The following is a 14,662-nucleotide window of genomic DNA, read 5'->3' as shown; positions in this document are numbered from 1 at the left end:
CAAGCCCCCCTCCCGGCGGTCAGCTGCATAAAGTGGCCAGCTCCCGCTAAACTTAATTTATTCCTCTACATCACTGGCCGTCGTTCTGACGGCTACCATAATTTGCAGACGCTGTTTCAGTTTCTCGATTATGGCGACACCCTGACCATTGCAACCAACGCCAGCGGGAAAATCAGCCTGCTGACGCCAGTGGCCGGCGTGCCGGAAGAGGAAAATTTGATGATCCGGGCTGCCAGGCTGCTGCAAAAGCAAGCCCTGCTGCGGGGTACGTTGCCTGCCAGCGCCGGTGCAACCCTGGCGATCGATAAGCGTCTCCCTATGGGCGGCGGCCTTGGCGGCGGCTCTTCTGATGCCGCCACCGTGCTGGTGGCGCTGAATCATCAATGGCAAACCGGCTTTACGCTGCAGGAGCTGGCCGGTTGGGGCCTGACGCTCGGCGCGGACGTGCCGGTGTTTATTGAAGGCGTTGCAGCGTTTGCCGAAGGCGTAGGCGAAAAATTGACCCCGGTGTTACCGGAAGAAAAATGGTATCTTGTTGTGCACCCTGGCGTGAACATTTCCACACCGGCTGTTTTCAAGGATCCAGATTTAACCAGAGACACGCCAGCCCGTGAAATCAGGGAGTTATTAGGTGCTGTTTACCGTAATGATTGTGAGCCAGTAGTAAGAAAACGTTTTCGCGAGGTTGAACAGCTTGTTTCCTGGCTGCTAGAATACGCGCCGTCGCGTCTGACCGGAACCGGTGCTTGTGTGTTTGCTGAATTTGACACTGAGTCCGCTGCCCGTCAGGTGTTTGAGCTGGCTCCGAAAGAGTGGCAGAGCTTTGTTGCGCGAGGCGTTAACGTTTCGCCGCTGCACCGCCATCTTTCAGAGTTATTAAAGTGACCGTGACAGCATCGCCACGTTCCTGATGCTGCACGTAGATGACTATACCCGTATGAAACCGTCGTTGGAGCAGCGCCGCTAACGATGATGTTCATTCTCTGGACGCAAAGCCTGAGGTTCTTCTCGTGCCTGATATGAAGCTTTTTGCTGGTAACGCCACACCCGAACTAGCACAACGTATTGCCAACCGCCTTTACACTAGCCTGGGCGACGCCGCCGTCGGTCGTTTCAGTGATGGTGAAGTGAGCGTACAAATTAATGAAAATGTACGCGGTGGTGATATTTTCATCATCCAGTCCACCTGTGCCCCTACCAATGACAACCTGATGGAACTGGTTGTGATGGTAGATGCCCTGCGCCGGGCATCCGCTGGCCGTATTACTGCCGTAATACCTTATTTTGGTTATGCCCGTCAGGATCGTCGTGTACGTTCCGCTCGCGTACCCATCACGGCCAAAGTGGTTGCTGATTTCCTCTCCAGCGTAGGTGTCGATCGCGTACTGACTGTGGATCTGCATGCTGAACAGATTCAGGGCTTCTTTGACGTCCCGGTTGATAACGTATTTGGTAGCCCGATTCTGCTGGAAGATATGCTGCAGATTGGTCTTGAGAATCCGATTGTGGTTTCTCCGGATATCGGCGGCGTGGTTCGCGCCCGTGCTATCGCTAAACTGCTGAACGATACCGACATGGCGATCATCGATAAACGCCGCCCACGCGCCAACGTCTCCCAGGTGATGCATATCATCGGTGACGTAGCTGGCCGTGACTGCGTGCTGGTTGATGACATGATCGACACCGGTGGAACGCTGTGCAAAGCTGCAGAGGCGCTCAAGGAGCGTGGTGCCAAGCGTGTATTCGCTTACGCCACTCACCCTATTTTCTCCGGCAATGCCGTTGAAAACCTGCGTAATTCCGTGATTGACGAAGTGGTGGTTTGCGACACCATTCCGCTGCCGGAAGAGATCAAAGCTCTGCCTAACGTTCGTACGCTGACGCTGTCTGGCATGCTGGCTGAAGCGATTCGTCGCATCAGCAATGAAGAGTCTATCTCTGCGATGTTTGAGCATTGATAGCTGGGGGACGGGTTCGCCCGTCCCGCTTTCATTCGGCGCTTCCCGGATAACTGTCCGGTCCTTAACGTTACTCTCCTGATACTTTACTCTGCCTATCCCCTGTATTGCGTGCTCCGTTATCCCTCTTTGTCGCCGTTAATTGTTCCCTCCTGAAAATATTTTCTTCCAAATTCTCCGCAGGCTCTTTTGACCTGTAAACATTAATGATATTTTGCCTGAATCTTATCCCCAGGATTATTCTTAATATGGCACTGGACGTCTACACCCTTTTCATCTGTGAACTCTATGTGCTGTTTTTTCTCAGCATTATCATGGTGTTCGCATGGAAAGGAGCCCAATACAATCTCGTGCTGGGATATCAGTGTCTGGCGCTGGTGCTGACAATTGTTGCCGTGTTCCTCAGCAGCCTGCGCAGCGATGGTCAGCTTTTCCTGCCGGTGGCGGTAGGCAATACGCTGATTTTGCTGGCCTACAGCGTCATGGTGATGGCTTTTCGCGCTTTTCGCGGCGCCTCCTGCGGTTATCTCTGGGCGGCTGGCCCTTTAATCTGGGCGCTGCTTTGCCTGTCACCCGATTTTTATCACTCCATGCCGCAGCGAATTCTCGCGGTCTGTATTTTCTGTGTGATTTATACCGGCTGGATGATTGTGGAACTGCACCGCTCGCGCGAGACACTGCCAGTGACCTACTGGCCGGCGCAATTGCTGTTGTGGATCCATCTGCTGTTTCATGTATTCAGGGGCATCGTGGACGGCGGCATCCCCAGCCCGCTGCACGGGGCGATTGGCGGCTCAGTCTTCTCGGTCTATGTGATCCTGGAATCGATTCTGATGGTGATAGGCCTGAGTTTCACCATGCTGGCGATGGTCAATGAGCGCACGCAGATCCAGTACAAAAATGCTTCGTTGCTGGATCCCCTGACGGGGATCTGGAACCGTCGTGCCCTGTTTGAACAGGGGGATAGCCTGGGCCGTTTTTGCAATAAAACCGGTCAGCCTCTCACCGTAATGCTGTTCGATCTCGATCACTTCAAATCCATTAATGACCGTTTCGGGCATTATCAGGGAGATCAGGTATTGATTGATTTCTGCCGACTGGTCGTGCTTCTGATGCCCTCTAAAGGCCATTTTGCGCGACTGGGAGGAGAAGAGTTCGCTGCGATCATGATTGCCAGCGAAACTGAAGCGGTGGTCTGTGCCGAAAAGATCCGTACTGCCGTGGAGCTTTCACTGCCTGAGGGGATCAACTACACGGTCAGCATCGGGATAGCGAGCAGCAACGGCGCCGATTACCAGATCGCTTCCCTGATGGTGGCAGCGGATGAAGCCCTGTATCAGGCTAAAGCGCTGGGCCGTAACAGAGTTACCCGCTTTATCGCCACAGAGGCTGAAACAGCCGACACGATTTGTATCTGAACGGCCACAATTGCTGAAAAACCGACAAACTAAAGGCTGACGCTCGTTGCGTCAGCCTTTTTATATGCCCATCCGGACTCTGAACCCTGGGCCGCCGGTGAGGCGTTTAGTGGTGATGGTGACCGTTGTCCCTGCGGCAGCGCTTGTCGCCAAAGTGACGTACCCAGTAATAGCGATCGCAGACTTTCTCCCGCCCGCTGATTCGGGCCCCTACCAGCCATAACAGGGCGCCAATAAAAATACTGAAGATGGCCCCGTGAACCATAAACTGCGGCAGTTGAAGCTGAGGTAGCTGGTTCAGCACCGAATACCCGACACCCACTACCATGACCACCAGCCCGAATATCATTAACGCATTACCGGTAAAGTCGGCTTGTTTACGTTTCATCATTCCCCTCCAGTTTGCAGATAAAGAGCCCGTTCCTGTGCTCAGATGTCATAAGTTTATGCAATAGAAAGGCTGGCCGGTGCGGGGCCGATCACAATTGTTACTTAAAGTTTGACAAAACTTTACGTCCAAGCCGCTGAATTTCTATAGATTTTGCATTATCACCCTGGGGTATTAGTGCAAATCTGTTACCGGCCCGAGCGCAATTTTGAGTTCTTCTGTCGGTCAAAGTACACTAGTCCCCTTCTCCACTGCACTCCTCAGGAAAAACAGAAACGTGAGCAGCATTAAACTGATTGTGGGCCTTGCCAATCCCGGCGCAGAGTATGCCGCCACCCGCCATAATGCGGGAGCCTGGTACGTTGATTTACTGGCGCAGCGTCACAATCAGCGGTTAAAAGAAGAGAGTAAATTTTACGGCTACACCGCCCGACTGAACGTCGGCGGAGAAGATGTACGGCTGCTGGTTCCCACGACGTTCATGAACCTCAGCGGCAAGGCTGTTGCGGCAATGGCGACGTTCTATCGCATTACGCCAGAGGAGATTCTGGTGGCGCACGATGAGCTGGATTTACCGCCGGGCGTGGCTAAATTCAAACAGGGCGGCGGACACGGCGGGCACAATGGCCTGAAGGATATCATCAGCAAACTGGGCAACACCGCCGACTTTCATCGTTTGCGTATTGGTATCGGCCATCCGGGCGATCGTAATAAAGTGGTGGGTTTTGTACTGGGTAAGCCGCAGTCAGCCGAACAGGCGTTGATTGATAATGCCGTGGATGAAGCTGCACGCTGCACAGAGGTCTGGCTGAAGGAAGATCGTTTAAAAGCGATGAACCGCCTGCACAGTTACAAAGCAGAATAGCGAAATAAGAGAAGGGCAAGGTCAGTCTGTCGCCATCATGACCTTGCTGCCCTCTTACAAGCTACGACTGGTGAGCGCCGTCATTTCCATTTCCGGTAAATAATAGCCCTGCACGCCCCAGATTTTATTGTCGATAAGTTTATCGAACTGCACGTTGCCTTCCACCCCTGCCACTATCACCCGGTTGGTGTACCGGCGGATATTAGCAATCAGAACACTGAACCAGGGTTTGGACACATTCTCCTGAAAGAACTGCCGATCCAGCTTTACCGCTTCAAACATCCTCGACTGAAGAGCATGAAGATTGGCATCGCCAGCCCCCAAATCATCCAGCCACAAAATGTTCAGCTGCTCAAGCAGCGTCCGCAATAAAGGATTGTTGGGGCCATCATGCAGATTAGGAAAATCTTCTGACAGCTTTAAGCGCACAAAAGGTAACTGACCCAGTATTTGCTGAATAAATACCGATTCAGAGACCACCCTTGCCAGCTGGAAATTGATCGTCAATGAGCACAACAGACCGTGCTGCTGAAAATAGTCTGCGTGCTGTTCAATTGTCAGCAGTCGATCCAGTAAACAGTTTTCCGGGTCCTGCTGCTGTTGTATTTCGCCCTGCTTAAGATCCAGTGCGATAAGTTCACCGCTCAGGGTGTGAACAGGAATCCAGGTGTAGTTTGTTATCATGCCTTTATGCCAGAGTTTAGGCTTCCTGCCAGTGCTAAAAATCGTCGTACAGATAAAACATAGACGTTCATTCTGCAAAACAGCGAATCAATACGACGATTTTACCAGGTTATCGGCAGGTCAGGCGTCAGCTTTAAAGCTGATTACCGATCGGAAGCAACTTTATAGTCAGGATCGTCGAGCTCGTGACTACAAAAAGGGCCTGCCTGCTTCAGTAATCCGATGCAATCTTCACTGAGGTGCCGTAACCGCACGCTTTTACCCGCTTCCAGATAACGGGCCGTTAATTTATCTATAGCTTCAACGCCGCTGGAATCCATCACCCGCGTTCGGGCAAAATCTATCACCACGTTCTGCGGATCTTTCTCCGGATGAAACAGCTCATGAAAGCTGGCCACCGAGCCGAAAAACAGCGGACCTTCAAGCCTGACAGTCTTCTGTTCGTCGCCTTGTTCCTGAGAAAGAATGGTGATGCGCGCATGTTGCCAGGCAAAAACCAGCGCCGAAATTATTACGCCGAAAATCACCGCCATCGCCAAATCGGTATAGATAGTGACAATCGTCACGGCAATCATAATGACCGCATCCGGTTTTGGCATACGCTTCAGGCGTCTCAGCGAACTCCATTCGAAGGTATTAATGCAAACCACGAACATAATGCCTGCTAATGCCGCGACTGGAAGCAAGGCGATATATTTCGACAGGCTGACCACAAACAGGATCAGCAGGATGGCCCCCACCAGATTAGAGATACGTCCTCTGCCACCTGAAGTGAAGTTGATAATCGACTGTCCGATCATCGCACAACCCGCGAAGCTGCCGAAGAAGCCGCATATTGTGTTACCTATGCCCTGCGCCACGCACTCTTTATTACCATCGCCTTTCTTGCTGCCCATCTCGTCAAGAACGGCCAGCGTTAACAGCGATTCTATCAGACCCACTAAAGCGATAATCACCGAATAAGGCAGCACAATCTTCAGTGTTTCCCAGCTTAGAGGGGCTTCTGGCAGATGGAACATCGGCAGCGTTCCGGAAATATCGGCCAGATCGCCAACCCTTTTAGTATCAAGACCAAAGCCAATAGCTATAGCACTGATGGCAATTAACGCGGCCAGCGAGCCGGGAATGACCTTGGTAAATTTAGGGAAAAGCCAGACAATCAGCATCGCCAGAGCAACCAGTGCGTACATTAATGGCCCCTGATTTTTAATCATCGGAATTTGTGCCAGCGCGATAACGATAGCCAGACCGTTGACGAAACCGTAAATAGCCGGTTGCGGCACGAGGCGGATGAATTTGCCCAGCCGGAACAGGCCAATGGCCAGCTGGATCACGCCAGCAAAGATGGTTGCCAGCAGCACATATTCATAGCCGTGTGTCTGGATCAGACTGACCAACACCACCACAATCGACCCGGCCGCACCGGAGATCATGCCCGGCTTACCCCCGAATAAGGCGGTAACCAGGCCCAGCATAAATGCGGTATGCAGACCGATAGTCGGTGACAGCCCGGCCAGCAGTGAAAAGGCCGTGGCTTCCGGGATCAGCGCCACGGAGACGACAGCGCCAGCCAGCACGTCGTTTTTGACGTCGGCAGCTCTGAAATTCAAATTAAACATCATATTTTCCAGTTATCATTATTCAGGTGACATCCTGCACCGCTAGCGGGCGCAAAAAAACTCATCAGGAAGATGAGAGGCGCAACAGTGGTTGCTGGCAGGATAAAAACTCAGGGCGGCGTAAGCTGCGTGCAGTGCATGAGAGGCGATCTCGACCGTAAAGATAAGTCAGTATCGGGAAATGTGAGGCAGATCTCAACCCTTATCCCCCGCTGCGGCTGATAAAACCAGGCGACTAAATGGCCATTCTGGCCCAGGCATCAGCAGAGAAAATGAGGATTCCCCTCTCCCTGCCGGGAGCAGAGTATCCTGGCCTGGCTGCCGGGGATAAATCAGGGTCATTCAGCCGATAATTCCGTGTATAATACGCGATAACTTTTAGTGTTAAATAACTCAGACCAACCTGTGAGGCGTGTTTTCACGGGTTATCAAGCAATTAAGGTGATGTAAACATGGGATTCAAATGCGGTATTGTGGGCCTGCCAAACGTCGGGAAATCCACCCTGTTCAATGCGTTAACCAAAGCGGGCATCGAAGCGGCTAACTTCCCGTTCTGTACCATTGAACCGAATACCGGCGTGGTACCTATGCCTGATTCCCGTCTGGATCAGCTGGCGGAAATAGTTAAGCCTCAGCGCATTTTGCCTACCACCATGGAATTTGTGGATATCGCAGGCCTGGTAAAAGGCGCGTCCAAAGGTGAAGGCCTGGGCAACCAGTTCCTGACCAACATCCGCGAAACTGAAGCTATCGGCCACGTGGTGCGTTGTTTTGAAAATGACAACATCATTCACGTGAACAACAAAGTCGATCCGGCTGACGATATCGACGTGATCAACACCGAGCTGGCTCTCTCTGACCTTGATACCTGCGAACGTGCGCTGCAGCGTGTTCAGAAGCGTGCCAAAGGTGGCGACAAAGACGCTAAAGTTGAACAGGCTGCGCTGGAAAAATGCCTGCCCCACCTCTCTGAAGCGGGCATGCTGCGTTCACTGGATCTCAGTGATGATGAGAAAGCGGCTATCCGCTATCTGAGCTTCCTGACCCTGAAGCCAACCATGTACATCGCCAACGTGAACGAAGACGGTTTTGAAAATAACCCGTATCTGGATCAGGTGCGTGCGATTGCCGAGAAAGAAGGTTCAGTAGTAGTACCAGTGTGCGCAGCCGTTGAATCTGACATCGCCGAACTGGACGATGCTGATCGTGAAGAGTTTATGGCCGAGCTGGGTATTGAAGAGCCAGGCCTGAACCGCGTAATCCGTGCCGGTTACTCGCTGCTGAATCTGCAGACTTACTTCACCGCTGGCGTAAAAGAAGTGCGTGCCTGGACCATTCCCGTTGGCGCTACCGCTCCTCAGGCAGCCGGTAAAATCCATACCGACTTCGAGAAAGGCTTTATCCGCGCTCAAACCATCGGCTTTGATGACTACATTACCTATAAGGGCGAGCAGGGCGCGAAAGAAGCCGGCAAAATGCGCTCTGAAGGCAAAGAGTACATCGTGAAAGATGGCGACGTGATGAACTTCCTGTTTAACGTCTAAATTAGTTTTGTTGTCTCATGAGGTTTCACTGAATCTCATCAGGATCGCAAAAAACTATAAAATCCACGCAATTGCGTGGATTTTTCATTTCATAGCGTCTCAACTCATCTCATAACAACGCTGTCAAAAATGAGTACATGGATGAGTACAACATTCTTCCATCTTCATTTTAAGTGAGTACAATAACGGTATAATAAATAAGGCCCTGTTATGCTCACCGATACGCAATGCCGCACTGCTAAGCCGAAAGAAAAACTTTCTCGACTCAATGACTTCAATGGTCTTTAACTCGAAGTGAAACCCAACGGCAAAAAGGCAATGGCGCTATCGGTTTAAACTCAACGGCAAATCCAGCATGTTCGCGTTGGGTGAGTATCCGACGGTCAAACTTGCCGAAGCTCGCGAGAAATGTGAGCAAGCGCGTAAACAAGTCGCGAATGGAGATAGCCCGACACAGGCTCGCCAGTTAAATAAGATTCGCAAGGTCAACGACGCATCCAACACCTTTGAGCTGATCGCCAAAGAGTGGTTGCAGATGAAAGACTGGGCCGAAATCACCAAAACTCGCCGCCTTGATATGCTTGAGCGTGTAGTTTTCCCCGCCATCGGGAAACTTCCTATCAGGGAAATCACCCCGCACCACATTCTTAAAATTCTTCAGGAAACGGCTAAGCGCGGCGCTCCGACCGTTGCCGCTGAAGCCCGCCGCACCATTTCATCCGTTTTTTGAGCTGGCGGTGGCGACGCTCAGAGCAGATAGCGATCCTGTCTGGCCGGTGCGTAAGGCGATTCCGGCAAACAAAACGCAGCACAAACAGGCATTGAATCCGCAGCAAATCGGGAAACTATTAAGCTGTTTTGACAACAGTCGCGGCTCATACCAGGTTAACTATTGCATGTGGCTTATGTGGTGGACGCTGGCGCGACCAGCCGAAGTAACTGAGGCAGAATGGACAGAATTCGATCTCGATAACGCACTGTGGACTATTCCGTCAACGCGAATGAAAGCCCGCAGAGAACACGTTATTCCCCTTCCCTCCCAGGCTGTCAACATGCTCAGAACACTACAGGGATTAACCGGGCATCGACAGCACCTTTTTCCGGGCAGGGATAATCCGAAAGGTCCAATGACATCGCACTCCCTGCGCCAGCTACTAAAAAGCCTCGGCTGGAGTGGCATTTATAGCCCCATGCAACCAGAACTACAGGAAGTACGCGTTTAAACGAAATGGGCTATCGACCTGACGCTATTGAGGCCCAACTTGCGCACGCTGATACCAACAATGTTCGTCGCACGTACAACCATGCAACTTATCTTGATGAGCGTAAAGTGATGATGCAGGAATGGGCTGATAAACTAGACGCATGGATGACAGCATTCAAATAAAAACCAATTGCATCTACTGGACCACAACGATATAACTCATAGCCGAGCATCCTTCCGAGTCCACTTTAGAACCCGAAGCAGACATTCCTAACTCTTGGCTAAGTCATCAATGCTATAATTATGTCCTGTTCGTATCTAGATGCTTCTATTGCTTGTTAGATAGTTTAACCTATATTAGCTACTTAAGAAAATTTAAGCTGTATCTATAATTCATTGTAAGTTTTGATATAGCAATGTAATGTTCTGCTTATTAAACTTACAAGAACGGAAAAGTCAGTGCTTAAGTGCAGATCTTTCTGCAGAATAAAATTTAGGTTCACAAATAAGAGATCGAATATGGAAAAAACTTGGGCATCCGGATCACTAGAGTTGTTAAGACATGCTGATTCGCACCTCAAACTAGAGACAGCTTTTGATAGCAGAATTGCCTTCATTAGTGTTGATAATTCAGTTGAGACATCCATCAGAACTTTTCTATCTCTTCCAGAAAAAATATCAGGAGTAAAATTCCAGCGAAAAGAAGTTGAAGATGCAGGTAATAGTTTTCCAAGGATGGTTGATCTTTTGTTCAACAAAGCTCAGTCAAAATTAGCTGGTTTGGATGATGGTGACATAGAGCATTATCATCGCATTAGAAATCGGCTATATCATGATGGAACTGGTTTAGCCGTTGATAGACGATACCTAAATGCTTATCGGCAAATAGCAGCCGTTTTATTGAATAATTTATTTGGTGTAATGATTGTTCAAAAAGGCACCGAGGCCACGCTAGAAAACCTTATATTACTATTTAACGAAGTAGAGACATTAGTTCGTAAAATACTCGAGGCTTCTGGTGTAGATACCGGCCATACGTTTAAATGGGAAATGGCAAAACGTGAGGGTGTGTTGGAAATCACTGATATCAACCAGCTTACCGAGTTACGCTTAATTCGAAATTCCCAAGTACATTCTACGTCAGAAAATATCGACATGAAGCGTATCGAATTAGGTATCGAAATAGCCGAGAAATTAATCAAAAAACTAAAACACTAATAAAGTGCTAGACCGACTGAACCCGCGAACACGGCTTTAGTTAACTGGGAGGGGGTGAAATTGAAGTGAATGCAACCTCCCTAACAGCCTTGCTAAACCAATCAGACAAATTTATAATTCTGTTGTCACGAGAAAATTAAATAAGTATTAATTTAATAGAATGAAACATCCTTATGTATGTCTTTACTTTCCTGCTCTAACCTTACACGACCAATTGTTTTTCTATCAGTGAAATAAGAACCTGATAGCTCGAGAATATAAGACGAATCTACTTTTTTAGATCTAACATCAAATACAGTGGAGCCTGTGTAAGGTTGCCTTGCAGGATCCTTTGGTATAGATCTATAAACATAATAAAGTTTACACTGACCACTATCAACAGAAGGAGTTGTTTCAAGCGTTACTGATTTTGAGGTTTCTGTGTGCATTATTATTTCTGTTTTGAGCAAAGTTTGCTTTATTGTTGCTTGCGCTCTAATAATCATGTTTCCCTCAGTAGTTATCTCTCCTACCCAACTACCGTTTAAATCTGGATATAATTCCTTATTAAATTTTCTCAGTACGCGCCAAAAGAATCTCGAGGTCGTAGCAGTTGTAAGTAGTATTACAATTAGAAAACTAACCCAAGGAGTAATGCTAATTACTTTTATTAATGGAAGGTCGTTATCCCAAAACCGATGTAGAAACTGATAACTCAAAATGCTAACAACAGTTGTTACAAACGCTGATACCCTTAACAATTTAATGAAATTTATAATCCTAAACATTTTTAATTCCAGTCAATGAGCTATAATGTTGATTCTTCCCATTACTCTTTGCGGTAATTAAAGCTATATAAGAATCTTTCAAACTTCTACCTGAGCCCATTGAGAACGTAATGTTTCCACATGAAATCATTTGAATTTTATCGAATATTTCGCTTAGTTCAACCGAATCACTTTCTATTCTTGCAGCCACTCCATCTGCAGCACGGAAAATCACGTCAAAACCATTCTCCGCTAAAATATCAGATATCTTTAAAGTTGCACAATTAACTAAATTATTTATTTCAATTAACTCTTCAACATTATTAAAAAGATATGATGCGGATATTTTTTGCCCCACATCATCTCCGTCTATTGTTACATAAATCATCACATCTCCTTATAATCCTACACTTTATAAAACAGCAAACTCTTCTTCTAAGGATTCAACACGTATCTCGATATTCACGTCCATAAAAGTTTTGTAGGAATTAAGTACCTCATCATAACAAAAGTTATTGCTACAATCTAGTCAATAGCTACTGCTGCAACTCATTGAATGCTTATCTTTAATTGAACATTTAATCTACTCAGTAAGGCTACAACACCCTTTATTGCAGTCGTAAACTTCAACTTCTCGACCAAAGCGATCAGTCGATATCTTGTAAATAATTTCTGCGTAACTGATCATCTATTAAACGTTATCGTTCAGGTGGTAACCGAATTCGATAAGATATCACTCATCATCAGCCGCCAGTATACTTAACGGCAAATCGAGCATGTATATGCTGGATGAGTGTCCAGTAATAAAGTTATCTGCGGCGCGTGAAAAATGCTAGCAAACGTGCACTGACCTGCCCTCAAGGTCCACTTTGTGCCAGAAGCGGACATTGGCACTTCATTCAATGTACTGGCTGAAGCGTAAGAGGTAGCCATCTGGATCCTGTACGAGGAACTTTCTTTGGCAGGCCGTCGTTTCTCCGATGTTATAGTGATTGTCGCGTAGCTCCCTGTACAACTTGAAGCCATTATCGCGGACACAAGCAAGCACCGACTCGATATCATCTACTTCTATCTGAAAATTAATGCCGCGACCCAGCGGTCTGACGAGTTCAGCCGTATTCCATCCTTCCGGATTATATTTCTCCAGCATCAGTTGTGCCTCTCCGAGACTGACGTAGGCAAAATCGGGCTCATGACGCCTTATCATGATGTTGAAACCAAGCACGTCAACATAGAAGTGCAGGGAGACACAAAAATCCATTACTGTCAGTTCAGGCACCATGCGATTCCAGTAGGGTGCTTTCAGCTCAGTCATTGCTCAACTCCATTTTTAACTGACATAGCATATATCAGATGGCTTTAAGAAAGTTCAAGTCCATGAACTCAGCGACTCAATTGTCAGATGCATTGTGTTGATCTCAGCTTATCCATCTCCATAGCGCCATACTTCCTACGCCAAGTGTAAAACGTGGTATGCGAAATGGCGTCCCTGCTGCGGAATTCACAGGCAGATACCGCGGCTTCCATTCCGCGAAGAGTAATGATGCAGAAAAATGCTTCTTCATGAGGATGTCCTCATATGGCTTAAGAAGATATTACTGGCATCGTGGTGTACTAATCGCCGGTGAGCAGTCACGGGCATTTTTTTATCTGCGTAAAACCTTGTGCCTCAAGGCTTCCAGGAAAACGAGCTAAATAAATATGCTTTTCCTATATCTTGTGTGGTTGCCTTTACTGAACACTATATCTAGTATACTTGCTTAGAAAGGTAAGGCACGCGTAGCAGGAATATCAGATACAAAACAAGATGGTTCGGCCGTCAAAGGCGCCGACAATCAACGTTCAAAATATGAACACCTCCCGCAGCATGGAACTATAGATTCAGGTCTAAAAATTTGCTCGCAACCAGAAGTCCGGGCTAGTCATTCACCGTTCAGATGGTCATATTTGCGACAAGGACAGTTACGGTAACGATTACTTAACCCCGAGGCTAAAGTGCTATGACAGAAATCCCCACTTATCATGTGCTAGCCCTTTCGGGTGGTGGCTATCGAGGTCTTTATACGGCTACGGTTCTTACGGAACTCGAAATCGTGCTAGGCCGCCCCATAGCTTCGCACTTCGATCTTATCTGCGGTACATCTGCAGGAGGTATGCTCGCTTTGGGCCTGGCTGCAGAAATACCAGCTCAAGAACTCAAAGCAATGTTTGAAGACGAAGGCAATCGTATCTTTGGTTGCCGCAGTCTTTCAAGACGCATTCTGGGGTTCTGGCTGAACGCGAAACATGACTCGAAGGGATTGCAAGGAGTGCTTACCGAACGTTTCCAAGACATGACAATCGGAAACCTGAAACATCGAGTTCTGGTACCAGCAGTCAACTATTCAACGGGGCGGGGGCAATTTTTCAAGACCCCTCACCACCCTTCCTTCGAGTTAGATCATCACATGAGGATTGTTGATGTGGCATTGGCAACTGCAGCTGCGCCCGTCTATTTTCCGTTAGCCCGCAATAACCGTGGTGTCTTCGCAGATGGGGGGCTCGTAGGCAATGCTCCAGGTCTGTTTGGGCTACATGAAGTCAATACGTTTCTAGCACCAGACCAAAGTGCTCTGATTCGAGTTCTCTCGATTGGCACGATGACAATTGGTGCAACTATTCGTGGCAATTCCAACCTTGATCGCGGATTCGGTAAGTGGCGTGGGGGGCTATTTGACTTGGTCATTTCTGCTCAGGAGTCATCCGTGGACTATATGCTGCGACAGTCGTTGGGAGACAAATATTTTCAGATCGACGATAAAGCAACACCCGATCAGAGCAAAGATGTTAAAGCGCTGGATAAGGTTTCAATCGGTGCCACCAATACGCTTAAGGATCGAGGTAACCACGCGGCACAGCGTGCTCTCGGCGATCCACTATTTAAACCATTTCGAACGCATCAGGCTGGCATACCCATCTTTTATCACGGCCCTAACAAGAACGCATCGGAGGCTACATGCTGAACCTTAGCCCACTTTT

At 48.3% G+C, this 14,662-nt stretch carries 13 protein-coding genes and 1 pseudogene; 8 read left to right on the top strand and 6 right to left on the bottom strand.

Annotated features, from left to right (window positions below; all coding sequences use genetic code 11):
- The first annotated feature begins 27 nt into the window (after positions 1 to 27).
- From ispE to VRC33_RS09310, 3 genes are all read left to right on the top strand, one after another.
- A complete protein-coding gene (gene ispE, locus VRC33_RS09320) occupies positions 28 to 885 on the top strand; it encodes a 4-(cytidine 5'-diphospho)-2-C-methyl-D-erythritol kinase (protein WP_338564214.1) in 858 nt (285 codons plus the stop codon).
- A 125-nt stretch (positions 886 to 1,010) separates the two neighbouring features.
- Positions 1,011 to 1,958 (top strand): ribose-phosphate diphosphokinase, encoded by a 948-nt coding sequence (gene prs / locus VRC33_RS09315; protein ID WP_013201847.1) that lies wholly within the window; start codon positions 1,011 to 1,013, stop codon positions 1,956 to 1,958.
- Between the two features lie 248 nt (positions 1,959 to 2,206).
- On the top strand, positions 2,207 to 3,376 hold the full coding sequence (locus tag VRC33_RS09310; RefSeq protein ID WP_338563084.1) for a GGDEF domain-containing protein: 1,170 nt from the start codon (positions 2,207 to 2,209) through the stop codon (positions 3,374 to 3,376).
- Between the two features lie 106 nt (positions 3,377 to 3,482).
- Here VRC33_RS09310 and ychH read toward each other — a convergent pair whose 3' ends face one another.
- Positions 3,483 to 3,764, bottom strand: coding sequence for a stress-induced protein YchH (ychH, locus tag VRC33_RS09305; RefSeq protein ID WP_338564211.1), 282 nt, complete (start codon positions 3,762 to 3,764; stop codon positions 3,483 to 3,485).
- Between the two features lie 277 nt (positions 3,765 to 4,041).
- Here ychH and pth point away from each other — a divergent pair, with 277 nt between their 5' ends.
- The gene (gene pth, locus VRC33_RS09300; protein WP_338563080.1) at positions 4,042 to 4,629 is read left to right on the top strand and encodes an aminoacyl-tRNA hydrolase; all 588 of its coding nucleotides are present in this window, start codon (positions 4,042 to 4,044) and stop codon (positions 4,627 to 4,629) included.
- Between the two features lie 54 nt (positions 4,630 to 4,683).
- Here the strand turns inward: pth and VRC33_RS09295 are convergent, their stop codons facing one another.
- Both VRC33_RS09295 and VRC33_RS09290 read right to left on the bottom strand, forming a co-directional pair.
- Entirely contained in the window at positions 4,684 to 5,313 is a 630-nt protein-coding gene (locus tag VRC33_RS09295) for an EAL domain-containing protein (protein ID WP_338563076.1), read from the bottom strand.
- A gap of 143 nt (positions 5,314 to 5,456) precedes the next feature.
- Complete coding sequence (locus VRC33_RS09290) at positions 5,457 to 6,932, bottom strand: SulP family inorganic anion transporter (protein ID WP_338564208.1); 1,476 nt, start codon at positions 6,930 to 6,932, stop codon at positions 5,457 to 5,459.
- Between the two features lie 452 nt (positions 6,933 to 7,384).
- Between VRC33_RS09290 and ychF the strand changes: the two genes are divergently transcribed.
- The 3 genes and pseudogenes from ychF (at position 7,385) to VRC33_RS09275 (ending at position 10,898) form a co-directional block, all read left to right on the top strand.
- Entirely contained in the window at positions 7,385 to 8,476 is a 1,092-nt protein-coding gene (gene ychF / locus VRC33_RS09285) for a redox-regulated ATPase YchF (RefSeq protein WP_338563073.1), read from the top strand.
- 210 nt (positions 8,477 to 8,686) lie between these two features.
- A pseudogene (locus VRC33_RS09280) lies at positions 8,687 to 9,863 on the top strand (integrase arm-type DNA-binding domain-containing protein).
- Between the two features lie 336 nt (positions 9,864 to 10,199).
- Positions 10,200 to 10,898, top strand: a complete 699-nt coding sequence (locus VRC33_RS09275; protein ID WP_338563071.1) for a hypothetical protein — start codon at positions 10,200 to 10,202, stop codon at positions 10,896 to 10,898.
- 152 nt (positions 10,899 to 11,050) lie between these two features.
- Here the strand turns inward: VRC33_RS09275 and VRC33_RS09270 are convergent, their stop codons facing one another.
- From VRC33_RS09270 to VRC33_RS09260, 3 genes are all read right to left on the bottom strand, one after another.
- Positions 11,051 to 11,665, bottom strand: coding sequence for a hypothetical protein (locus VRC33_RS09270; protein ID WP_338563069.1), 615 nt, complete (start codon positions 11,663 to 11,665; stop codon positions 11,051 to 11,053).
- Positions 11,658 to 12,032: a mCpol domain-containing protein gene (locus VRC33_RS09265; protein WP_338563068.1), complete on the bottom strand. Its 375-nt coding sequence runs from the start codon at positions 12,030 to 12,032 to the stop codon at positions 11,658 to 11,660. The genes VRC33_RS09270 and VRC33_RS09265 overlap by 8 nt, the downstream gene beginning before the upstream one ends.
- A 507-nt stretch (positions 12,033 to 12,539) precedes the next feature.
- Positions 12,540 to 12,959, bottom strand: a complete 420-nt coding sequence (locus tag VRC33_RS09260; RefSeq protein ID WP_338563066.1) for a VOC family protein — start codon at positions 12,957 to 12,959, stop codon at positions 12,540 to 12,542.
- Positions 12,960 to 13,644: 685 nt separating this feature from the next.
- On the opposite strand from VRC33_RS09260, the gene VRC33_RS09255 reads away from it, so the two are divergent.
- Positions 13,645 to 14,646: a CBASS cGAMP-activated phospholipase gene (locus VRC33_RS09255; protein ID WP_338563062.1), complete on the top strand. Its 1,002-nt coding sequence runs from the start codon at positions 13,645 to 13,647 to the stop codon at positions 14,644 to 14,646.
- The last annotated feature ends 16 nt before the right edge of the window (positions 14,647 to 14,662 follow it).

The organism is Erwinia sp. E_sp_B01_1 (assembly GCF_036865545.1).
Classification (GTDB): Bacteria; Pseudomonadota; Gammaproteobacteria; order Enterobacterales; family Enterobacteriaceae; genus Erwinia.
This window is presented reverse-complemented; position numbering and strand designations above follow the sequence as displayed.